Origin of the sequence: Kineosporia sp. NBRC 101731, assembly GCF_030269305.1 — a bacterium.
GTDB lineage: Bacteria > Actinomycetota > Actinomycetes > Actinomycetales > Kineosporiaceae > Kineosporia.
Map to the genome: position 1 here is coordinate 1 of NZ_BSTC01000027.1, position 20,547 is coordinate 20,547.

The 20,547-nt window shown below is 67.9% G+C and carries 22 protein-coding genes and 1 pseudogene; 8 read left to right on the forward strand and 15 right to left on the reverse strand.

Going from position 1 to position 20,547, the window contains the following annotated elements; translation table 11 throughout:
* From QSK05_RS35350 to QSK05_RS35380, 7 genes and pseudogenes are all read right to left on the reverse strand, one after another.
* Positions 1-220, reverse strand: a pseudogene (locus QSK05_RS35350) (sensor histidine kinase KdpD); the annotation flags it as partial.
* A 19-nt stretch (positions 221-239) separates the two neighbouring features.
* Positions 240-1,121 (reverse strand): potassium-transporting ATPase subunit C, encoded by an 882-nt coding sequence (locus tag QSK05_RS35355; protein WP_285601780.1) that lies wholly within the window; start codon positions 1,119-1,121, stop codon positions 240-242.
* Positions 1,122-1,148: 27 nt separating this feature from the next.
* Positions 1,149-3,320 (reverse strand): potassium-transporting ATPase subunit KdpB, encoded by a 2,172-nt coding sequence (kdpB, locus tag QSK05_RS35360; RefSeq protein ID WP_285601781.1) that lies wholly within the window; start codon positions 3,318-3,320, stop codon positions 1,149-1,151.
* A gap of 26 nt (positions 3,321-3,346) precedes the next feature.
* On the reverse strand, positions 3,347-5,008 hold the full coding sequence (gene kdpA, locus QSK05_RS35365) for a potassium-transporting ATPase subunit KdpA (protein ID WP_285601782.1): 1,662 nt from the start codon (positions 5,006-5,008) through the stop codon (positions 3,347-3,349).
* The gene (kdpF, locus tag QSK05_RS35370) at positions 5,008-5,097 is read right to left on the reverse strand and encodes a K(+)-transporting ATPase subunit F (protein WP_285601783.1); all 90 of its coding nucleotides are present in this window, start codon (positions 5,095-5,097) and stop codon (positions 5,008-5,010) included. Before kdpF ends, kdpA begins: the two co-directional genes overlap by 1 nt.
* Positions 5,098-5,430: 333 nt before the next feature.
* Positions 5,431-6,294, reverse strand: coding sequence for a hypothetical protein (locus QSK05_RS35375; RefSeq protein WP_285601784.1), 864 nt, complete (start codon positions 6,292-6,294; stop codon positions 5,431-5,433).
* 73 nt (positions 6,295-6,367) lie between these two features.
* Positions 6,368-7,195 carry a hypothetical protein gene (locus tag QSK05_RS35380; RefSeq protein ID WP_285601785.1) on the reverse strand — a complete coding sequence of 276 codons (828 nt, stop codon included), beginning with the start codon at positions 7,193-7,195 and terminating at the stop codon, positions 6,368-6,370.
* Positions 7,196-7,266: 71 nt separating this feature from the next.
* Between QSK05_RS35380 and QSK05_RS35385 the strand changes: the two genes are divergently transcribed.
* Together QSK05_RS35385 and QSK05_RS35390 are read left to right on the forward strand one after the other, a co-directional pair.
* Positions 7,267-7,746: a hypothetical protein gene (locus QSK05_RS35385; RefSeq protein WP_285601786.1), complete on the forward strand. Its 480-nt coding sequence runs from the start codon at positions 7,267-7,269 to the stop codon at positions 7,744-7,746.
* A 1,086-nt stretch (positions 7,747-8,832) separates the two neighbouring features.
* On the forward strand, positions 8,833-9,261 hold the full coding sequence (locus tag QSK05_RS35390; RefSeq protein WP_285601787.1) for a hypothetical protein: 429 nt from the start codon (positions 8,833-8,835) through the stop codon (positions 9,259-9,261).
* Positions 9,262-9,362: 101 nt separating this feature from the next.
* Here QSK05_RS35390 and QSK05_RS35395 read toward each other — a convergent pair whose 3' ends face one another.
* Positions 9,363-9,662, reverse strand: a complete 300-nt coding sequence (locus tag QSK05_RS35395; protein WP_285601788.1) for a hypothetical protein — start codon at positions 9,660-9,662, stop codon at positions 9,363-9,365.
* Between the two features lie 718 nt (positions 9,663-10,380).
* Positions 10,381-10,626, reverse strand: a complete 246-nt coding sequence (locus tag QSK05_RS35400) for a hypothetical protein (RefSeq protein WP_285601789.1) — start codon at positions 10,624-10,626, stop codon at positions 10,381-10,383.
* On the opposite strand from QSK05_RS35400, the gene QSK05_RS35405 reads away from it, so the two are divergent.
* A complete protein-coding gene (locus QSK05_RS35405; protein ID WP_285601790.1) occupies positions 10,625-10,978 on the forward strand; it encodes a hypothetical protein in 354 nt (117 codons plus the stop codon). The genes QSK05_RS35400 and QSK05_RS35405 overlap by 2 nt on opposite strands.
* Before the next feature lie 157 nt (positions 10,979-11,135).
* Here QSK05_RS35405 and QSK05_RS35410 read toward each other — a convergent pair whose 3' ends face one another.
* The 5 genes from QSK05_RS35410 to QSK05_RS35430 are packed head-to-tail and all read right to left on the reverse strand — an operon-like array spanning position 11,136 to position 15,569.
* Positions 11,136-11,999 (reverse strand): TIGR03621 family F420-dependent LLM class oxidoreductase, encoded by an 864-nt coding sequence (locus QSK05_RS35410; protein ID WP_285601791.1) that lies wholly within the window; start codon positions 11,997-11,999, stop codon positions 11,136-11,138.
* Positions 12,000-12,689 carry a TfuA-like protein gene (locus tag QSK05_RS35415; RefSeq protein WP_285601792.1) on the reverse strand — a complete coding sequence of 230 codons (690 nt, stop codon included), beginning with the start codon at positions 12,687-12,689 and terminating at the stop codon, positions 12,000-12,002.
* Positions 12,686-13,903: a YcaO-like family protein gene (locus QSK05_RS35420; protein ID WP_285601793.1), complete on the reverse strand. Its 1,218-nt coding sequence runs from the start codon at positions 13,901-13,903 to the stop codon at positions 12,686-12,688. Before QSK05_RS35420 ends, QSK05_RS35415 begins: the two co-directional genes overlap by 4 nt.
* Positions 13,900-14,703, reverse strand: coding sequence for a hypothetical protein (locus tag QSK05_RS35425; RefSeq protein ID WP_285601794.1), 804 nt, complete (start codon positions 14,701-14,703; stop codon positions 13,900-13,902). Before QSK05_RS35425 ends, QSK05_RS35420 begins: the two co-directional genes overlap by 4 nt.
* Positions 14,700-15,569, reverse strand: coding sequence for a JmjC domain-containing protein (locus tag QSK05_RS35430; RefSeq protein ID WP_285601795.1), 870 nt, complete (start codon positions 15,567-15,569; stop codon positions 14,700-14,702). The genes QSK05_RS35425 and QSK05_RS35430 overlap by 4 nt, the downstream gene beginning before the upstream one ends.
* Positions 15,570-15,990: 421 nt before the next feature.
* On the opposite strand from QSK05_RS35430, the gene QSK05_RS35435 reads away from it, so the two are divergent.
* The 5 genes from QSK05_RS35435 to QSK05_RS35455 are packed head-to-tail and all read left to right on the forward strand — an operon-like array spanning position 15,991 to position 19,962.
* Positions 15,991-16,863, forward strand: a complete 873-nt coding sequence (locus QSK05_RS35435) for a JmjC domain-containing protein (protein WP_285601796.1) — start codon at positions 15,991-15,993, stop codon at positions 16,861-16,863.
* Positions 16,860-17,561 carry a thiamine pyrophosphate-binding protein gene (locus QSK05_RS35440; RefSeq protein ID WP_285601797.1) on the forward strand — a complete coding sequence of 234 codons (702 nt, stop codon included), beginning with the start codon at positions 16,860-16,862 and terminating at the stop codon, positions 17,559-17,561. The genes QSK05_RS35435 and QSK05_RS35440 overlap by 4 nt, the downstream gene beginning before the upstream one ends.
* A 37-nt stretch (positions 17,562-17,598) precedes the next feature.
* The gene (locus tag QSK05_RS35445) at positions 17,599-18,489 is read left to right on the forward strand and encodes a transketolase family protein (RefSeq protein WP_352303789.1); all 891 of its coding nucleotides are present in this window, start codon (positions 17,599-17,601) and stop codon (positions 18,487-18,489) included.
* A gap of 10 nt (positions 18,490-18,499) precedes the next feature.
* Positions 18,500-19,642, forward strand: coding sequence for a molybdopterin-synthase adenylyltransferase MoeB (gene moeB / locus QSK05_RS35450; RefSeq protein ID WP_285601799.1), 1,143 nt, complete (start codon positions 18,500-18,502; stop codon positions 19,640-19,642).
* Positions 19,643-19,665: 23 nt separating this feature from the next.
* Positions 19,666-19,962 (forward strand): MoaD/ThiS family protein, encoded by a 297-nt coding sequence (locus QSK05_RS35455; protein ID WP_285601800.1) that lies wholly within the window; start codon positions 19,666-19,668, stop codon positions 19,960-19,962.
* 12 nt (positions 19,963-19,974) lie between these two features.
* Here the strand turns inward: QSK05_RS35455 and QSK05_RS35460 are convergent, their stop codons facing one another.
* Positions 19,975-20,502: a GNAT family N-acetyltransferase gene (locus QSK05_RS35460; protein ID WP_285601801.1), complete on the reverse strand. Its 528-nt coding sequence runs from the start codon at positions 20,500-20,502 to the stop codon at positions 19,975-19,977.
* Positions 20,503-20,547: the final 45 nt, after the last annotated feature.

Below are 20,547 nucleotides of genomic sequence, written 5' to 3' on the forward strand. Positions count from 1 at the left end.
CCATCTCGGTGAACGTGGCACCCCGGTAGGACACCACCCGCCGCGGGAGCACCTCGAGGTCTCCGATCATCGCCTCGGTCGCCTCCCGGCCGTGAGTCTCGACATACCCGACGACCACGTCGGTGCCACGCTCACGACGACGGTGACCCTCCTCGAGCATCTTGTACGTCTTACCCACGCCCGGGGCGGCCCCGAGGTGCACCCGCAGCTGGCCGGCCATCGCTGTTCGGTTCCTCCCGCTACGCCTGGGCCGCGGCCCGGTCGAGTGCCAGGTTCAGCTGCAGCACGTTGACGCCCGGCTCCCCCATGAAGCCCAGCGCCCGGCCCGTGGTGTATTCGTCGACCAGGTCCTGGACCTGGGCGGATTCCATTCCTCGTTCCTTGGCCACCCGCGCGATCTGCAGGTCGGCGTAGGCCACGCTGATCTGCGGGTCCAGGCCACTGCCGCTGGCGGTCACGGCGTCGGCCGGCACGACCGGCTCATCCGGTGCATCCCCTCGGACCGGGGTCGTGACGTAGCCGGTGTACGCGGTGTCGGGCTCGGCGCACTCCACCCTCACACCCTGGTAGGTCGCGACGAACGGCCGTGCCGCTGTCGTGCAGGCCTCGTTCAGGCTGACCACCCGGGTGATCTTCCCCATCGGTCCGTCCGCGTGCCACACGCCCAGCACAGCGCCGACACCATCGGCGGTGCAGTAGGGCCGGGAGCCGTCCACGCCCTCGAGTTCACCGACGGCCAGGCTCCGCGCGCAGATCTGGGTGAGAAGGCTCTGCGAGGCGCTCTCCTCATCGTTGCTGAGGGTGTCCACCACGTCCTCGGGTCCAAGGTTCGAGGCGCTGGTCGAGGTCGGGTCGTACCCGTCGCCGGCGGCGGAAGGACGGGACTGGAAGTACTGCTTCAGCGCGTTGCCGTCGCCGCCGGTGAAGGACTGGCCGATCAAGGACGATCCGACCGTGCGGCCATCGACCTCGACCAGCGATCCCTCGGCCTTGTTCTGAAGGCCGGGAATCTGGGCGACGGCGGTGATCAGGAGCGGATAGGCCAACCCCAGCACCACGGTCATGACCAGCAGCACGCGCAGCGCGGCGATGTGCTGGCCCATCCAGGACGGGATTCTCATGACGAAACTTCTTTCTGGAACAGAGGTTCAGGAGATTCCGGGAATGTTCGAGATCAGCAGGTCGATGACCTTGATCCCGATGAAGGGGGTGACGATGCCGCCGACGCCGTAGACCAGCAGGTTGCGGCGCAGCATCGTGGCGGCGTCGGAGGGCCGGTACGCCACGCCACGCAGGGCCAGCGGGATCAGCGCGACGATGATGATCGCGTTGAAGATGACCGCGGACAGGATCGCCGAGGTGGGGCTGTCCAGGCGCATGATGTTCAGCGTGTCCAGACCCGGGTAGACCGCCGCGAAGATGGCCGGGATGATCGCGAAGTACTTGGCGATGTCGTTGGCGATCGAGAACGTGGTCAGGGCGCCTCGGGTGATCAGGAGCTGCTTGCCGATCTCGACGATCTCGATGAGTTTCGTCGGGTCGGAGTCCAGGTCCACCATGTTCCCGGCCTCTTTCGCGGCCGAGGTGCCGGTGTTCATCGCCACGCCGACGTCGGCCTGGGCCAGGGCGGGCGCGTCGTTCGTGCCGTCGCCGGTCATCGCGACCAGCTTGCCGCCCTCCTGCTCACGCTTGATCAGCGCGAGCTTGTCCTCGGGGGTGGCCTCGGCGAGGAAGTCGTCGACGCCGGCCTCCTTCGCGATCGCCTCGGCGGTGCGTGGGTTGTCGCCGGTGATCATCACCGTGCGGATACCCATCCGCCGCATCTCCTCGAAACGCTCCCGCATGCCGTTCTTCACGACATCCTTCAGATGGATGACGCCGAGAACCCGCGCGACGTCGTCCATCTGCTCAGCCACCACCAGCGGCGTCCCGCCGGCCGAGGACACTCCGTCGACGATGTCCCTGACATCGTCCGGGATGTGGCCGCCTTCGGTGCGGACCCACTCGATGACCGATGACGCGGCACCCTTACGCAGACGCCGTGCCGGGCCGTTGGGTTCGCTCAGGTCGACGCCGGACATCCGGGTCTGGGCGGTGAACTCGACCCACGCCGCATCGCGCAGCTCGCCCGGCGCCCGCTCCCGCAGGCCGTGGGCCTGTTTGGCGAAGACGACGATGGATCGGCCTTCCGGCGTCTCGTCCGCGAGGCTGGACAACTGGGCGGCGTCGGCCAGCTCGGCCACCGCGACACCGTGCACGGGAACGAATTCACTGGCCTGGCGGTTGCCCAGCGTGATCGTTCCGGTCTTGTCCAGCAGCAGCACATTGACGTCGCCGGCCGCCTCGACCGCACGGCCCGACATGGCCAGCACGTTGCGCTGCACCAGGCGGTCCATGCCGGCGATACCGATGGCCGACAGCAGCGCACCGATCGTGGTCGGGATCAGGCAGACCAGCAGGGACACCAGAACGATGCCGGTGACGCCGTTGGCGTTCAGCACCGCATCATCGGTACCGAAACCCTGATCGCCCACCGCGTAGATCGCCATCGGCTGCAGCGTTGCCACCGCCAGCAGGAAGATCACGGTCAACGACGCGAGCAGGATGTTGAGCGCGATCTCGTTCGGCGTCTTCTGCCGGTTCGCGCCCTCGACCAGCGCGATCATCCGGTCGACGAAGCTCTCGCCGGGCTTCTGGGTGATCCGTACGACGATCCGGTCGGACAGCACCCGGGTACCGCCGGTGACCGCCGATCGGTCACCGCCGGATTCCCGGATGACCGGCGCCGATTCGCCGGTGATGGCCGACTCGTCGACGCTGGCGATGCCCTGCACCACCTCGCCGTCCCCGGGGATCACCTCGCCGGCGTCCACCACGACGAAATCCCCGAGCTTGAGTTCCGGCGCACCGACGGTGGTCTCGTCCAGGACCTCGCTGTTGGTCGTCCATCCCTGCAGGCGACGGCCGACCGTGTCCTGCTTGGCCTTGCGCAGCGTGTCCGCCTGAGCCTTGCCCCGGCCCTCGGCGACAGCCTCGGCCAGGTTGGCGAACACCACGGTCAGCCAGAGCCAGATCGTGGTCACCCACGCGAAGACCGACGGATCGGTGATGGCCAGGACCGTGGTGAAGACCGAACCGATCTCCACGATGAACATGACCGGGTTGTGCCACAACGTGCGCGGGTCCACCTTGCGCAGGGCGTCCGGCAGCGAGATCCACAGTTGCTTCGGATCCAGAAGGCCTCCCCCGACTTTCTTTCTGCCGGGTTCGGGAAGTGACGGTTGCGCCGCAGGGCGCTCCACGGTGTCTGTCGTACTCATCGCAAGTCCTTAAGATCCAGGGAAGTTCAGCTCAGACCCTCGGCCAGCGGGCCGAGAGCGAGGGCCGGCAGGTAGGTCAGGGCGACGACGATGACGATCACGCCCACGAGCATCCCGACGAACAGAGGCTGGTAGGTCTTCAGCGTCCCCGCCGACTCCGGGGTCGGTTTCTGCCGGGCCAGCGATCCGGCCAGGCCGAGCACGAAGATGATCGGCAGGAAGCGACCGAGCAGCATGGCGATGCCCAGGGCCGTGTTGTAGAAGCCGGTGTTCACCGAGATGCCCGCGAAGGCGGAACCGTTGTTGTTGCCGGCCGAGGTGAACGCGTACAAGACCTCGGAGAACCCGTGACCTCCGGCGTTGAGCATGGAGGTGCGCGCGGTCGGGTCGGCCATCGCAACGGCCGTGCCGATCAGGACGATCGCCGGGGTGGTCAGCAGGTACAGGGAGGCGAACTTGATCTCCCGGGAACTGATCTTCTTGCCCAGGTACTCCGGGGTGCGCCCGACCATCAGCCCGGCGACGAAGACCGTGATCACGGCGATGACCAGCATGCCGTACAGGCCCGAACCCACACCGCCGGGCGCGATCTCGCCGAGCATCATGTTCAGCATCGCGATCCCGCCACCGAAGGAGGTGTAGGAGTCGTGGAACGAGTTCACGGCACCGGTCGAGGTCAGGGTGGTTGCGGCACCGAAGGTGGCCGACTGCAGGACACCGAAACGAGTTTCCGTCCCCTCCAGGGCCCCACCGGCTGCCGTCGGGACGGTGCCGCTGCCGATCCCCTGGCTCAGATTCATCAGGGCGATGCTCGTGAGGGCGAGAATGCCCATCGCCGCCACGATCGCGTAGCCCTGCCGGTTGCTGCCCACCATCCGGCCGAAGGCCCGCGGCATGCTGATCGGGATCAGCAGGATCAGGAAGATCTCCAGCCAGTTGGTCCAGGTGGCGGGGTTCTCGAACGGGTGGGAGCTGTTGGCGTTGTAGAAGCCCCCGCCGTTGGTGCCCAGTTCCTTGATCACTTCCTGGCTGGCCACCGGGCCGCCGGTGATGGCCTGAGCACCCCCGGTCAGCGTCTGGATCTCGGTGCCGGAGGAGAAGTTCTGCACCATGCCGGCCGCGACGAAGACGACCGCGCCGATGACGGCCAGGGGCAGCAGCACCCGCAGGACGATGCGGACCAGGTCGACCCAGAAGTTGCCGAGGTGCTCGCTGCGGTGCCGGGCGAAGCCGCGCACCAGGGCCGCGGCCACCGCGATACCGACCGCGGCCGAGGTGAAGTTCTGCACCGCCAGCCCGGCCATCTGGACCAGGTGGCCCATGGTCGACTCACCCGAGTAGGCCTGCCAGTTCGTGTTGGTGACGAAGCTGACCGCGGTGTTCCACGCCAGCGCCGGTGACACGTCATCGAAGCCGAGCGAGAGCATCAGGTGGCTCTGGAGCCGCATGAACGCATAGAGGAAGACGAGCGAGACCACGGAGAAGGCCAGGACGCTACGGGCGTACACCGCCCAGGGCTGCTCGCCCTCGGGGTCGACCCCGATGACCCGGTAGACACCGCGCTCGACCCGGGAATGCCGGGTGGGGGTGAACACGGCGTACAGATAGTCACCGACGGGCCGGTAGGCGGCGGCGAGGGCGACGACGAGGGTCAGGATGAAGATGACACCCGCAGTGGTTGAGCTCATCAGAATTTCTCCGGGTAGAGCAGAGCGGCGAGCAGGAAGATCGTCAGGCCGACGGCGATCACCAGTCCGGCCACATTCACGAGAGTCACAGCCGCCCCACTCCCCGCACGATCATCGCCAAGGCGCCGAACAGCGCCAGCGTCACCAGCAGGAACACCAGGTCAAGCACCGCAATCCCTCTCACTTCCATGGATCAGGCCCGGCTTCCTGCCGGGCAGATGCCAGCAGACCACCGGGAGGAAAGGGACGGCAGATGCCTTGACGGGACCTTGACGCGTCAGGCCCGGATCCTCACAACTTCCTGACACCGAGGCACCGATCGCTGCGGATCGGGCCTGATCAGGCTTGATCGTTCAGGTCGGGCTGCGCATTGGGGTGACAGCGGGATTCACCCGGGGCCGGGCACGATCAGCAGATGGCCACTACCCGGGCGCGTGAGCTGCTTGACCTGCTGGAAGCGCACTGGAGCCGGCACGAGCGACATAGCGGTGAGGTTTACACACCGGGCAGGGCACCGGCATCCCCGTTTCCAGATGATCCGGCAGCCACCCTGAGGCGTATCCCGCGCAGCCGAGAACGGGCCTGGGTCCAGGGTTCCTGGACCTTTCGGCTGCTACGGCCAGCCATCCTTGGAGGGCCGCAACCGGGTTGCGCAGGTCGGTGTCGGCGTTGTGAATCAGGAAGCTTCGCAGCTCGGTGTCGAGGTCACCGGCGCCGACGGTCGAGCGCCAGACGGCGACCAGTTCGTCCACCGTCGTCTCTTCGAGGCTCGCCCCACCAAACAGACGACGACAGACCAAAGTCAGTAGTTGGGGTTTGAGGTAAGGGACAGGGACAGGGGGTTCAACGGTTGGCGAAGCAGGTGCTTCAGGTTTGCTGGGGCTGCGTTCGCGCCGGCTGGCTCCGGAGGCCCTCCCGCCAGCGCGTCCGGCTGCCACTTTGCGTTCGCGGTCGCGCAGGATCTGGCGGCGGCTGCGTTGCCAGTCGAACCAGTCATGGAAGGTCAGGCCGCCCTTGTCCGGGATGCCGGGGCAGTGGCTGGCGCCATGACGGCACTGGGAGTCGCTGTCGTGCCACAGGCCCGCCGTCACCAGCGCCCGGATGTGGAGGGTGCGGCCGCCCTTCTCGGTGACCAGGCTGGTGCGTAGGCGTCCGTCGGTCAGCTGCTGGGAGGCCCAGATGCCCGACACCGTCCACAGACCGATGGCATTCAGGCGGTAGCTGCGCTGGATGCCGACGGTTTTGGGATGTTCGGGAAAGCCGTCGTCGATGGTGAACCAGACCATGGAAGCGCCTTTTCGTCCTTCGTGAGAGATGGATGACTCAGTCGCCGATCGCTGACAGGTCGCCCGCGCCCTTTCAGGCGGCGGAGGCGTTGATCGGCTCCGGTCGCCGGTCAGAGGGCCGGTCGCGATGGTCGGTGTCGCGGGCTGAGACGCCTCGCAGTTCCCGTTTGATCGTTGATTCGCTCACCCCGAGGATCGCCGGTCCCCGGGAACGGATCGTCTTCTCGTCGTGGCCCTGGGACAGCCACCGCAAGATGGTGTGGGTCCTGTCCTTGTCGCTGGGTTCGACCGTCAGCGACTGCGGCCCGTGGTCGTCGGCGCTGCGGCGGGGCCGGCCTCGGGCCGGCGGTGATGGACGAGCGTCCGTGGGAGCACCGCGGGTGGCCTGGCGACGCTGCCTGGTGGTGGCCTTTGGCTCTTCCGGTCGTTGGCGGGCGGTGGCTGTGCGGGGGCGGCGACCGGCGCGCTGCCAGCCGCGGGTCTCGGCGATCGCGGCGACGGACAGGAAGGAGATCGGTGGTGCGACGGCGAAAGCTTCGGCCCACGGCAGTTGAGCGGCCCAGCTGTGGGGGTCGGCTGCGGCCAGGTTGGCCAGGATGATGAAGGCCACGGCCAGGAGCAGGACCAGGGCCGGGATGATCCGGCGCCAGTCGCTGCGCCGGCGCATCTCCCAGGCGGCATAGGCGGCCAGCACTTCCAGGCTTCCGGCGACGGTCCAGACCATCCAGCCGCGCACCCCCACGTCCGGGTAGGCGCCCACCTGCAGGACGTGCGTGGCCGATCCGGCCAGGTTGATGAGCCCCAGACCGGCCAGGACGACGGCGGCGCCGGTGCGGTCCGGATCGGCGCGCATCCAGGCGATGACGGCGGTCAGTGGTTGCTGCTGCTCAGTTGTGGGCATGGAGATCCTCATGCTGGACGCGTGCGGGCGGGTGAGGCGGTGATCTGGGCGCGGATGCTGTTGACGCGTTCGTGGATCGCGCGGTCCGTGGTGTCGAGCTGGGCTGCCTCGTGCAGAAGAGCGGCAGCCTCCTCGGGGTGCTCGTCGTGGATGATCTCGGCCAGAGCGATGCGAACCTTCGCACCGGCTCGCAGCAGGCGACGGCGATGAGCTTGCAGCCAGGGATAGTCGAGGCTGGATCGATCGGCGAGGCGACCGGTGTGCAGGGCGAGTGCCTGCCGCAGAGCGCTTTCGCGAGCGCTGGGGGTGCTGGCGTTCTGGATGGTGGTGAGGGCTTGTTCGAAGGCGCGGGTGTCGACGTCGATCTGGCGGAGATGTCACCGAGCCGGTCGCCGGCGGCGACGGTGTACTGCAGCCCGCCATCGTCGTTCTGGCTAGCGGAGGCATCGGGGGCGTCGGCCGCGGGCACGTGCGCACTGGTGGGGACCAGGACTGTCCAGCCGGGGATCAGCATGCCCGGGGAGTGCATGAGGGTGCCGTCTGCCTGCTGACGTCCGGCGTTGAGGGCCCAGATGTCCCGCCACCGGGTGCCGTCGCCGAGGTACTCCTCGGCCAGTCCCCACAGGGTGGAGGTCGGCCCGGAGGGCTGAACCCGTACTGCGCTCTTCCCTTGCACCGGGGAGAGCGGCGGGGTCGAGGTGCCGGCGGCCGCTACGCGTCCCGGCTCCGCCGGCACGTTTGCGTCTGCGTGGTCGGCGATGCTCCTGGTGTCGGTGGCCGTGGCGTGCGTCGACGGGAGGTGGGTCGATGCGGACGCGGGTACGGCCAGGCAGGCCAGCAGGAGACCTCCGATCAGGCCACCCACGCGACTGGGCACCATCGTCCTCTGGTGGACAGTCTGCGCGAGCGATGGGGTGAGGCTGAGCTGCTGTCGTCGGGCCCGGCGCACAGCACTGACCGCTTGCACGGTCCGTCCGAGAAGGCGGAGCCAGCAGCCCCATCCCGCCAGGACCGTCAGGTGAAGCAGCGCTGACCTGACCTCCGCGGTGTAGGCAGCCTGAAGGCATCGTTGGGCTGTCTCCCACGGTGCTGCGGCTACGAGGCAGAGGACGACTGGTGGCCCCAGGAGGAGGAACACCAGAGCGACCGCAGCGGCAACTGCCAGGACCCCTGCTCGAAAACGCCGCGGCGCGCAGCTCATTCCCGTCCCCCGGCGGCCGACGCTGCACGGGGTATCACCCGGATGCCGGACAACCGGCGCAACGGCAGCTCGAGCGGGCCGTGCACCTCGCCGATCAGCCTCGGTCGGCTCCGGTCACGACTGCCGGTGACGTGGTGGTCGCGGCCAGGCCCTCCGTTGTCGTGGGGGTGAGGATGGTGATCTCGCATCGGGGCTCCTTGCACTCTGCGTCCCGTTCGTGCGCCCATCCCACGGCCGCGCCCGTCCACGATTTGTTCCACGCGCACGTCCGCGGTTCATTCCACTCCGGGACCTCTGGGGACGCTGGCCTCCTGGTCGTCTCGCCGAGAGGACGCTGCGGGTCCAGGGCCGCGGGATGGCTCTGTCCGCAGGGAGCACCTGCGGAGCGAGCCGGCCGCGGACTGAATCTCCGTGGCAGCCTTCCGATAAAGCCGGCATGAGTATCAGCGGAGTCTCGGGGGCCTTCTTCTCCTCGTACCTGCCCATGACCCCCGCCGTGGCCGCGTCCGGCGCATCGCAGGTGCCCAACAGCGCTGGCGTACGGGACGAGACCAGCGAAGCCAGTTGGGCGCGCCTGTCCCACCTGACCGCCAGCGATCGGGCGTTGATCGCGGCGGCGACGGGGATTCCGGTGCCCACGCGAGAGTCCGGCGCCTCACCGGTTGCCCCGCTCCTGGCCTACCTGGTGGCCGGGGACCGCGAGTCCGGGGTGCTGGCGGCAGGCCAGGACATCGGGACCGACTACATCAACCACCTGCTCGAGCAGTTTCGAGGGAAGGATGACTCATTCGGCGGCGCCCTGAACCGGACACTCGGGCATCTGTACGGCGACCAGCGGCAGGACCCGTTCGATGTCCTCGCGTAGCCCGGTGAGCTACCGCCCCCATCTGTGATGATCAGCTGGACACCGGCGTCTCTGGACGTCGGCTGGCTCAATCCGCCAGGATCCTCGCGCAGCCGGCTCGCTTATCGCACCGACGCCGCACCGGCCGCCCGGATCACGTCCGCCAACCAGACCAAGCCGTAAGACAGGGACCGCGAGGGATCTTCAACAATCTCTTCAAGATGCTTCAAACACTCAGTGAGCTGCCCCACGGTGAACTCCGATGGCTCGTTGAACACGTCGTAGACCTGCTCGGGAGAGATGGCCCAGAAGAAGTCCGGATCGAGGAGGACAACCTCCCCTTCGATGCCCTCAAGATGATCAAGGAGGATCTGGCTCGCGCGGCGAAGCACCTCAACGGGGACACGCAATGGCTCGGTCACTGTCCACCTCCGAGGAACTCATCCATCTGGTTCTGAAACAGCCCGGATCTCGGGTTCCAGAAGCCTGATCCCACCGTCGACATTCCGCTGCCGAATCTCCAGTCTGAGCTCATTCCAGGCTATCAAGGGGGTCGTGAGCATGGGCATCGGCCCGTACGCCACCTCCATGGGCTTGACCCGACCGACAGCGATCGAGCGTTGATTGCGGCACCGGCGCAGGAGTCCGGTGCCTCGCCCCGTTGCCCCGCCCCTCGCCCGTCTGGCGACCCGGAACCGGACCGTCCCTGACCCGGTGAGCTCCCCGCGGGTATGTCGTCAGAACGCTGTGTGGAACGAAGCATGGACGGTCCCTTCGACTGAATGAGTGGACAGGCACTCATTCTCGAGGGAGACAGCTGATGCTTCACCGCGCAGATGGCCCATCCGACGGCTATCGCTCGAAGCGGCCGACGACGAAGAGGACCTCGCGTCGACACCGCATCGCCGGTGCCGTCGTCATCACCGCGATAGCAACGTGGCTCGTCTGGAGTTCCGTGTTCGGCACAGACAGTTGGATCAACGGGCTCGCCGCTGTCACGGTCCATTCGTCATCGCCGGCCGCGCCAGAGCAACGGGAAGTTACAGCAGCGCAACGGATTCGAGAGGTTTCCCCACCCGTTGCGGCGGCCCGGGACCGCGTCGCTGCAAGTCCACTCCCCGACACCGGCAGCGGCCGCCCCTACGGCCGGCCCGAAGAAGCCACGTCCACACCGGCGCCGCTCCTACTACCTGCCGACGACGGCTCCAGCATCGCCGGCGTGCGGTCCGGGTATCCCCCGACCCAGGAAGGCGCACTCGCACAGCTAGCCAGCATCGAGGTCACGGTCATCCGCTCGGCCTCGACCACCGGCATCCGAGCGGTCATCGAGCAGTGGAGCGCACCGGGCGGGCCGACAGCATCCTCCTGGGCATGGACAGCGGCCATGACCGAACTCCTGGCCGACTTCGGTGCTCCCGCCACCGGATCCGCGAACGTCGCGATGTCGGCTGCACCGTCCATGGGGCTGCTGAAAAGCACCGCTGATCAAGCCGTGGGAAACGACTGGGCCGTGCCCTGCCTCGACATGACCGTCGACATCGTCCGCGGCAACCAGAACACCCAGATCACGATCGCCGATTGCCAGCGCATGGTCTGGAACGGCACTCGCTGGCTCGTCGCCGCCGGTGCTGAGCCGGCCGTCCCTCCTGCTGCTCCCTGGCCGTCGACCGATGCCGCCTACGAAGCGGGCTACCGGGACCTGGAATTTCGGAGACCAGTCGTGACGACGAGCAATTGATGGTCACGTCGGCCAGCACCCGCCCTGAATCATGGCGAGCGCGTCACCGACGTGATCATGTGGGTGGTCGTCGATCGGGGCGATGCCGATGAGCAGCCCGGCCCGCCTGACACCACTGTGGGCCTCCACATCAGCGGATTCACCGGAAGAGACGCGATCAGCGTAGCCGGGCGATGACCTTGGCGAAGGAATCCAGGGCAGCTTCCTGAACGGTGAAGTATGTGAGGCCGAACCGTTCTCGCCGGGCGAGTAATTGCTCGGCGATGTGTTCGGGGCTGCCGATCAGAACGGCCGGTAAGTCGCCGATCTGCTGAGGGGTGAAGGCACCTCCCAAGGAGGAGGCGTACTTCTCCAGCGCTGTCGGCCGGTCACCGACCACCTGGGTACGGAGCACGATCACGTTGTACTCAGGGCGTTCTCGCCCTGCCTCGGCCACGGACCGATCGACCAGAGACACACGTTCGTCGAACTGTTCCGCCGTCTGGTAGATCATTCCCCGGCCGGCCGGATCGAACCGGGTGCCGGCGAACGAGACGATCCCCGCGTGCCGGGCGGCCAGACGCAGCACCCGGTCGCCGCTGCCGCCGACCATGACCGGCCCCACCGGATCGAGCGAGCCCGTCCGGCGCGCCCGCTCCAGTTCCTGCAGTGTCGCTTCGAGGCGGTCGACTCGCCGGCCAGCCGCCTCGAAGGGCACTCCGGCCTCGTCGAAGTCCTTCTTCCTCCAGCCTGCTCCCAGCCCGGTCTCGAGCCGCCCGCCGGAGAAGGCCTGGGTCGAGATCACGTCCCGGGCGAAGAGGGGCGGCGGGTAGAAGGCAGTGTTGCTGACGAAGGTGCCGACCCGAACGCGCTGGGTCACCTCGGCCGTCAACAGGCAGGCGGGGAACGGCGAAGGCATACCCAGGTGATCGGGAACCGTGATCACGTCATAGCCGAGATCTTCCACCCGGCGGCACTTGGCGATCCATGACGCCCGTTCCTCCAGCCGGGTCAGATTGAGCCCGAAGCGCAGCCCGGCCATTCAGGACGCCCCGGCCAGTCCTGCGGAGAGGGCGCGGATCTCGGACTCGACGGCCTCCACGCCGTCCAGCCGTTTGCGGTCCCAGCCCGGGATGGCCTGCGGCTCAAGGTACCCGGTCAGCATGCTGGCGGTTTTCGGCGGCAGACCTTCCTCGAGACGCGCCGCCAGGATCTGTGGCAAACGATTGCGGTAGTGCAGGCCCGCCGCGATCTCCAGCGCGGTCTCCAGCCCTTCCCCCGACAGCTGCAGCAGCAGCCAGCGCACGTTCACCAGCGGGATGGTCAGCGCCTCGGACGTGCTCGGCGCCATCAGCAGAGCCACGTCGGAGTCAGCGTCGATCCGCCCAGAGCGGTACTGCTGGGCCACCCAGCCATGACTCACCATGCCCAGCGGGTAGCACTCGGCCGCCCGTAACGCTCCCATCGAGGAGGCTCCGGCCAGGTAGGCGCCCCGGTCCAGGTAGGCGCGCACCTCGGCCACAGACACCGCCATGTCCTGCCCGAAGTGGCCGTCCAGGATGAGCACGCGCTCCTGCCAGTCGGCGGCCGGTGGCGTGCGCAGCAGGTCGCCGCGGACGATGGGAGGCCGGAACCGCAGCTCGACCCCGGATGCAGCGGCCCGGGCGGCCAGGCGATCGAAGTCCTCTCTGATCAGCGAGCTTCCCGCGTAAACCGTCAGGACCGGGCTCATGCGTTGATCCAATCGCTGCCACCGAAGTCCCGGGCTGCCACCAGCCGGGCTCCGATCCGGAGCTTGTCGACATGCGCGAACTCGCTGCCGGGGACCACGATCTTGACCACGGTGAAGGGCAGCCCCGGCGGTGCCAGTTCGGTGCGCAACACCAGATCGAGGCTGTTCTGCCCGAGAATGTCGAGGAGAAGGGCCAGGTCCTGCTCGTTGTCCCCGGTGCTGCGGTCAGGAATCGCCCCGAACGGCCGTTCCGGACGTCCGGCGCTCCACGCGTGCAGGTAGCCCCGCAGCTCGTCGTAGGAGGAGTGCCGCCGGTAGGCCTGCTCGTCCAGATCTTCGCGAGCCCCGGCGATCACGGCCAGCCGGGACTGGGCGGCCTCGGTCAGCGCCCGCAGCAGGGCGATCTCGGGATTCAGGTGACAGCCCGCGCCGCCGTTGAACAACATGCCGTCGCGGGCGTAGGTGTCTTCCGTGGTGACGAAGAAGGCGGGCACCGGCAGGCCTCCGGTGTAGGCGTGCACCGTCACCCGGATCGAGGCCCGCTCGAAGCGATCGATCAGCTCGCGGGCCGTGTCCGGCACCGTCTCGGGCGGGACGCGGTAGCCGAGCCGCAGCTTCTCGCCAAACGCCGTGCAGTCGTGTTCGATCACCTCGTACAGGCCCTGAACGGTGGCGTCGACCAGGTCGTTGCCGACCGCGAGCCCGATGGTGTTGGACTGCATCAGGGAGGCCTCACCGGGGAACGGGGTGAAGACGGCCAGGGCTGGCACCGCGATCTCGGCGCTGCTGCGCAGGCAGCGCATCGGCCACCAGGCCAGTGGCGTCGGCGGGGTCCAGGTGTGGGTGCGGCGCGGGATCAACCGGCGCGGGTCGAGCGTCAGCATGCGCTCACGCTGATCGGCCAGCGGAACCGGGGTGGGGGCTCGCCCTGCCGGCTCGCAGTAGAAGCGCTCGATGGCCTCCATCTTGGCGCCGACCCGGGCGCCCTGCGCCGTGATCCCTTTACCGCTGGTCACGGTGTTGAGCCCGGCCGCCGCGCGCGGCCGCACCGACTGAAACACCGGGATGCCGAGCACGTCCAGGCCGGTGACGTCGCTGACGCGGGTGATGCCGGTGCGCTCGAGCAGCGCGTCGGCCAGGACCTCGACCTCGTCAAGGCTCCGGCTGCGCAGAGCCAGCCCGCTGCCGAGTGATCGCGCGGTGTTCGCCGTCACGGCACCCGCACCAGCGAATGCAGCAGTTCGGCGGCGTCGAGGTCGGCGTAGAAGCGGTTCAGTTCGGTGCGAACCCACTCGGCCTTCGCTGCCGCCGGCATCAGGTGGTGGGTGGCCGTCTGCGGGAGTCCGGCGAGGTGAGCGAGCCCGGCTTCCTGGACGGCGGCGACTAGTTCGCGAGCACTTGGAACCCGCCGGGCGAGGGTGATGAACAGGCAGTCGTCCGGGCCGGCCACCTGACCCGAGCCCGGGCCGGCGACCACCTTCAGGGCCTGGCCGGGACCGAGTTCGACGACGCGGCCGACCGATGGCATCTTCCAGCGCAGCGTTCCCGAGCAGACCACCACGACTATCTCCCCGCTGTGCTCCGGAAGCACCGGGTCTGCTCCCCCGGCCGTGAGCCAGGCCGTGGCCTCGACCCCCGACACCAGCGCCCGCTGCGCGGCCTGCACCACCGGCCGGATCTCCGGCCGCCAGTCTCCCACCGAGGGAAATCGCAGAGTGGCACCGCCGGCTAGAAGAGCCAGTACCCGGCTGCGGTGCACATAGCCGGGCACCGCGTGGTTCTGCACCGTGCGGGTGGTGAACACATTCTCGTGCGCGACCGCTGCGCCGTCCGGCCCCAGCACCTGCAGGTAAGGCCAGGCCAGCAGGCCGCATTCGATCGTTGCGCGAAGGTCACCGGCCCGGGGCAGGGTCAGCCCGGGCGGCGCCGCAACGGCGCGGCTCTCCGCTTCGGCAAGTTCGGCGAACCATGAATCCAACGTATCGGTCACGTCTTTCACGGAACTCCCCTTCACGATGCATCCTTGGTGCGAACGGTCTGCAGGGCCTGCTGCAGCAGCATGTCCCCATCGGTCCGGCCGGAGTCGCCCAGATCGTCCAGCAACGCCTTGACCGCGGCCAGGGACGCCTGCGGATCCTGTTCTCCCAGAGTGCGCTCCGGTCCGCCGGAGGCCACCCACTGAGCGATGTAGGCGCGGGCCAGGGCGGCCGGCGTCGGTTCGGCCAGGGTGAAAGTGAGGTGCAGGGACGTGCCGTCCACCGCGGTTGCCGCGTGACCGTAACCGTGCGGCAGATAGAGCACGTCGCCCGGCCGGAGCAGGACGATGTGCTCGTTCGAGGTGTCCACGTCCAGGCCCGCCCGGGCCCCGGCCTGCTCGGGCTCCGCGTAGAGGTGCCACTCCTTGACTCCGGCGAGCTGGACGGCAATGACGCGCGAGCCGTCCCGGTGCGGCAGCATGCCGCGCCTACCGGCAGGCGTATAGAACAGGTAGGCCTTCGACTCGGCTGGGAAAATCGCGTTGAGCTGGTCATTCATCGTCCGGATGAGCGGGTGCCAGTCCTCGATCTGGTTCAGCTTGAGGGTGGCTCCCGCGTCAAGTTGCCGGCGCACCCCGGCCGGGTCGACGAAACCGTTGACCTTCGTCCCGTCAATGGTCCGGGTGGCCAGGACCTCGCTGTCGGGTGGTCGGACGCCTTCGTGCAGCACCGCGAAGTAGGGGCGGCGCAGCAGGCTACCCTCGATCCAGGCGAGGATGTCGCCGACACCGGGCAGGCCCCCGATGTCGACCGCGCCTTCCAACAGCACTGTTTCCGCGCCATGGTAGGCAGAATTGAGCACACCGCCGGCTTCGACGAGTGGGGACAGCACGTTCGAGGTCATCACGGCTCCCGGTCCGGAGGGGGAAGCAGAAAGAGAGAACTGAGCCGGTGGCAGGCCAGCGCTTGCCTGCCACCGGCGGTGTCATCCGATCACACGACTCAGGCGAAGTCGATGTTCTCGATCACCATCGGCGCATCGCCGTCGAAGTCGCTCACGTCGTCGATTGCGGCCGCCCGGAGTTCGGCCTCGGACGGGTCGAGAATGGACTCGTTCATCTTGTCCTCCAGTGAGTTACAGATGGGCAGAAACACGCTCGCACGGGGACCCGAGTCACGCAAGACCGAGTTTTCACTGATCCCTCAATCATCTTCGCAAGAATGGCACTTGACCTGCACTAATCAGAAAGTACTTGGAATTGAGCAGGATTCGTGCCTACTGTGGGGCGATCCAATGGAACAAACCCTCAGGGGGAGTCTTGGGTTTGCGCGACCTCGGCTTTCCCGCGGACGTCTTCGCCCGCGGGTGGCCCACCACACCGATCACCGGCACCGCTTCACCTGCTGTTCTGCGGGTTCTCTCACCCGCCGACCTCGATGAACTGATCGGTTCACGAGGCCTGCGGGTGCCGTCCTTCCGGATGGCCCGCCAAGGCGCACTGGTCCCGGTCTCTCGGTACACCGTGGCACCTAAGAAGAACGCCGGCTCGGCACAAAACCAATTGATTGACGCTGCAGGCGTTCTCCGGGAAATGTCCGCCGGTTCGACCTTCATTCTGCAGGGCCTCCAGCTGTTCCATCCTCCGGCCGCGCAGCTGATGCGAGACCTTGCGAACGCACTTGGCGCCCGCATGTTTATTAATGCATTTTTAACACCACCGGGCGCCAAGGGTTTTGGTGACCACTCGGACCCTTACGGTGCCTTCCTCGTCCAGATCGCCGGCCAAAAAATTTGGCGTCTCAGGCGTTCCGAGCAGGACGAAGCCACAACGGTTGCCCTCGGACCCCGCGACGTGCTCTGGATTCCCCGCGGATGGCGGCACGACGGCCAGGCTGCCCCCAACCGGGCCAGCGTACACCTGACCCTCGCCGCCCGTCCCTGGGAAATCACCGACGTCCTCAATGACCTGATGGAGACGGCCGGAAGAACAGTGACCGCAGAGATTTTGCCGCCCCTGGTCGGCTCCGACCCAGACGAACTTCGGCACCAGGTGGCGGCTCTGGTTACGAAGCTGTCCAAGGCCCTCGCCGAGACCGACGTGGATGCCCTGATCGCGCACGCCCGGGCCGACGCTGCGACTGCCCCTCCCGCCCGGGTAACGGCGGCCCTTGGCGACGACTTCGGGAGCCGGCCATGACCATCGTGACCGACCCGATGACCGGGCTTGCAGCCGTCAAAGCCCTCATGGCCCGGATGACAGGCGATGAAAAGCACACCGGCGCGGCCAGCTCTACCCTGGAAACACTGTGGGTTCTCTATGACCGGGTGCTACGGGTGGACCCTGCCTGGGCCGAGGACCGGGACCGTTTCTTTCTGTCCAAGGGGCACGGCCCGATGGCCTACTACGCCGTGCTCGCGGCTAAGGGCTTCTTCCCGCTCGAGGAACTGGACGGCTTCGGTCGCTTCCGCTCCCGGCTCGGCCTGCACCCGGACCGCCATCTGGTGCCCGGTGTGGAGATCTCCAGCGGTTCCCTCGGGCACGGGCTCCCGCTCGCCGTCGGCACAGCGCTGGGCCTGCGCATCCGGGGCCTGACCGAGGCCTCGGTCTGGGTCCTGATCGGCGACGCCGAACTCGACGAGGGCTCCAACCACGAGGCGATCGCCTTCGCCGGGCGGGCCGGGCTCGAGCGGTTGAACGTCGTGGTGATCGACAATGCCTCGGCCAGTCATGGCTGGCCGGGCGGGATCGAGGCCCGCTTCACGCTGGAGGGCTGGACCGCCGTCCGGACCGACGGTCGCGACCCGGCCGCCCTCGAGGCCGCCTTCGCTGCCGACCGTCCGGGGCAGCCCCGGGTAGTGGTGGCCCAGGTCGAGCAGCACCTGCCCACCCACTGAACGCACTGATCCGCAGGAGCAGCCCGTGCCCGGAGTCATGCGACAGCGCTTCACCGAGGTCACCGCCGAGCTGATCGACGCCAACCCGCACCTGGCCGTCCTCACCGCCGATCTCACCGCCAAGGCCTTCGACGAGGTCCGGGCTCGACACCCCGACCGCGTGATCAACGTCGGGATCCGCGAGCAGCTGCTGATCAGCGTGGCCGGCGGCCTGGCCCTGGCCGGGGTACGCCCGATCGCCCACAGCTTCGCGCCTTTCCTGGTGGAACGACCCTTCGAGCAGATCAAGCTGGACCTCAACCATCAGGGGGCCGGGGCGGTCCTGGTCAGTGCGGGCGGCTCGTACGACATCGCCAACGGCGGCCGCAGCCACCAGTCCCCCGGCGACGTCGCCCTGCTGTCCACGCTGCCCGACTGGACCATCGACGTACCCGGTCATACCGATGAGGCCGAGGCCCAGCTCAGGAAGGCGGTCACCACCGACAACCTGGTCTACCTCCGGCTGTCGAACCGCGAGAACAAGCGGGCCTACGCGGGTGCCGGGGACGGCTTCACCCCGTTGCGCACGGGCCGGCGGGGCGTGGTGCTGGCGGTCGGGCCGCTGGCCGACAACGTGCTCGCAGCGACTGAGGGCCTGGACGTCACCGTGCTCTACGCCAACCGGATCCGCCCGTTCGCCGGCAAGGCCCTCCGGGCCTGCGCCGCCGAGCTCGAGGATCCGGCGATCGTGCTGGTCGAACCGTACCTGGCCGGCACATCGGCGTCCGAGGTGACGACGGCCCTGCGCGGTCTGCGACACCGGATGCTCAGCCTGGGCGTGGCTCGTGAAGAACTGCGGCACTACGGCAGCACCCGTCAGCACGACATCGCCCACGGCCTCGACGCGGCGGGGTTGCGCCGCAACGTCGTCGCCTTCCTCAACGAGTAAGGAAGACGCCATGACCAGCACCCTGTCCGCCGACGAACTCCATCGGTACTCCCGGCACATCTCCATCGACTCCGTCGGGGTCGATGGACAGAGCCGGCTCAAGGCCGCCCGCATCCTCGTTGTCGGGGCCGGTGGCCTCGGCTCCCCCACTCTCATGTACCTGGCCGCGGCCGGCGTCGGGGTGATGGGGATCGTGGACGACGACGTCGTCGAGCGCTCCAACCTCCAGCGCCAGGTCATCCACGGAGAGTCGACAATGGGCACGCTCAAGGTGGAGTCGGCAAGCAGGCGGATGAAAGACATCAACCCCCTGGTCGAGGTGCGCCGCATCGCCGCACGGCTGACCGCCGCCAACTGCCTCGACATCCTGCGTGACTACGACGTGGTGATCGACGGTTCGGACAACTTCCCCACCCGGTACCTGGTCAACGACGCTTGCCACTTCCTCGGCATCCCGTGCGTGTGGGGGTCAGTCTTCCAGTTCACCGGCCAGGCCAGCGTCTTCAACCAGAAGGCCGGGCCCTGTTACCGCTGTCTCTATCCCCAGGCGCCGCCGCCGGAACTGGCTCCCAGTTGCGCGGAGGGCGGGGTCTTCGGGGCGCTGTGCGCCTCGGTCGCGGCAGTGCAGGCCACCGAGGCGATCAAACTCGTCCTAGGCCACGGGCGTCCCCTCGTGGGTAGGCTCTGGCTTTACGACGGGTCCGAGGCCGAAACACAGGTACTGAAGGTGCACAAGGACCCGCAGTGTCCCCTGTGCGGCTCCGCGGCTACCATCACCGACCTGACCGACCTCAGCTACGTGTGCGCCGCCCCGGTGGCCACGCCGGTCGAGATGATCTCCCCTGAGACGCTGGCCCAGCGGCTTGAACGGCGGCACCGGGACGAGGATGACTTCCTGCTTTTGGACGTCCGTGAGCAGTTCGAGTGGGACATCGTCCACATCGACGGGGCCCGCCTGGTCCCTCAGGGACAGGTCCCCGCCCAGTCCGCCAGTTTTCCGGCCGACCGGGAGATTATCGTCTACTGCAAGAGCGGGGGCCGGTCGGAGAAGGTGGCCCGGTCCCTCAAGCGTGACTTCGCAAGGGTTCTCAATCTGGACGGTGGAGTGCTGGCCTGGGCGGCGAAGGTCGATCCCTCCCTGCCCGTGTACTGATCTCGCGACGACTGGAGACCTCCATGGACACCACCAGCACCGGCACCGACGTCCCGATCAGCCTGCCCCGCGTGATGCAATCCGCGGCCGGGGGGCGCAGCACCGTGCTGGTACGAGCCGGGACGGTCGGCGAGGCCGTGGACGCCCTCGTCGACCAGCACCCGGATCTGAGCCATCTCCTGCTGACACCCGAACGCGATGTCAACCGGTTCGTCAACATCTACATCGACGCCGACGACGTCCGCTTCCTTCAGGGCTTGGACACGACCATCGTTGCGGGGCAACGCATCACGCTGATCAGCGCGGTCGCCGGCGGCTGACCGGCCTCCGGTTCAGTTGCCCAGGGTGAGTTCCCAGAGCAGACCGTCTCGCCAGGCACCGTCGACAAAGATGTGTTCGTGGGCAATCCCGTAAGGGGAGAATCCGACGGCCTTCAGGACCCGTTGTGAGGGGAGATTCTCGAGTTGTGTGCTCGCCTCGGCCCGGTGCAAACCGAGTTCCTCGGCCATCCGTTCCAGCAGCAAGGCAGCGGCCCGCCGGGCGTGACCCCGGTTCTGGTGTGGGGTTCCGATCCAGTAGCCCACCGATCCCTTACGGAACGGGCCGGCGATGATCGAACCCACCGTGGCCTGGCCGATCACGACCCCATCGGCCAGCACGACCCCGGGCCAGGTGAGGCCCTCCCGGTGCTGGTCGAGCAGCCGCCCGATCCGCGCGGACTGGCCGACGGCGGTGTAATACCCGTCCGGCTGGGCCGGTTCCCAGCGGGCGAACGCAGCTCGGTCCCGGGCCAGATGGGTGCTCAGGGCCTCGGCGTCCGAGGGCTCGACCAACCGGATGTCTGTTCTTTCTTCACCCATGTAAGGCAGCATAACGGTCGTCCAGGGCGGGAAGTCGCGCTCTTG

What these genes read in the sequence shown, in the direction of transcription:
- QSK05_RS35355 (WP_285601780.1), bottom strand. Translation starts at nt 1,121, where the DNA reads ATGAGAATCCCGTCCTGGATGGGCCAGCACATCGCCGCGCTGCGCGTG.
- kdpB (WP_285601781.1), bottom strand. Translation starts at nt 3,320, where the DNA reads ATGAGTACGACAGACACCGTGGAGCGCCCTGCGGCGCAACCGTCACTT.
- kdpA (WP_285601782.1), bottom strand. Translation starts at nt 5,008, where the DNA reads ATGAGCTCAACCACTGCGGGTGTCATCTTCATCCTGACCCTCGTCGTC.
- QSK05_RS35375 (WP_285601784.1), bottom strand. Translation starts at nt 6,294, where the DNA reads ATGGTCTGGTTCACCATCGACGACGGCTTTCCCGAACATCCCAAAACC.
- QSK05_RS35380 (WP_285601785.1), bottom strand. Translation starts at nt 7,195, where the DNA reads ATGCCCACAACTGAGCAGCAGCAACCACTGACCGCCGTCATCGCCTGG.
- QSK05_RS35390 (WP_285601787.1), top strand. Translation starts at nt 8,833, where the DNA reads ATGAGTATCAGCGGAGTCTCGGGGGCCTTCTTCTCCTCGTACCTGCCC.
- QSK05_RS35405 (WP_285601790.1), top strand. Translation starts at nt 10,625, where the DNA reads ATGACCGAACTCCTGGCCGACTTCGGTGCTCCCGCCACCGGATCCGCG.
- QSK05_RS35400 (WP_285601789.1), bottom strand. Translation starts at nt 10,626, where the DNA reads ATGGCCGCTGTCCATGCCCAGGAGGATGCTGTCGGCCCGCCCGGTGCG.
- QSK05_RS35410 (WP_285601791.1), bottom strand. Translation starts at nt 11,999, where the DNA reads ATGGCCGGGCTGCGCTTCGGGCTCAATCTGACCCGGCTGGAGGAACGG.
- QSK05_RS35415 (WP_285601792.1), bottom strand. Translation starts at nt 12,689, where the DNA reads ATGAGCCCGGTCCTGACGGTTTACGCGGGAAGCTCGCTGATCAGAGAG.
- QSK05_RS35430 (WP_285601795.1), bottom strand. Translation starts at nt 15,569, where the DNA reads ATGACCTCGAACGTGCTGTCCCCACTCGTCGAAGCCGGCGGTGTGCTC.
- QSK05_RS35440 (WP_285601797.1), top strand. Translation starts at nt 16,860, where the DNA reads ATGACCATCGTGACCGACCCGATGACCGGGCTTGCAGCCGTCAAAGCC.
- QSK05_RS35445 (WP_352303789.1), top strand. Translation starts at nt 17,599, where the DNA reads ATGCGACAGCGCTTCACCGAGGTCACCGCCGAGCTGATCGACGCCAAC.
- moeB (WP_285601799.1), top strand. Translation starts at nt 18,500, where the DNA reads ATGACCAGCACCCTGTCCGCCGACGAACTCCATCGGTACTCCCGGCAC.
- QSK05_RS35455 (WP_285601800.1), top strand. Translation starts at nt 19,666, where the DNA reads ATGGACACCACCAGCACCGGCACCGACGTCCCGATCAGCCTGCCCCGC.
- QSK05_RS35460 (WP_285601801.1), bottom strand. Translation starts at nt 20,502, where the DNA reads ATGGGTGAAGAAAGAACAGACATCCGGTTGGTCGAGCCCTCGGACGCC.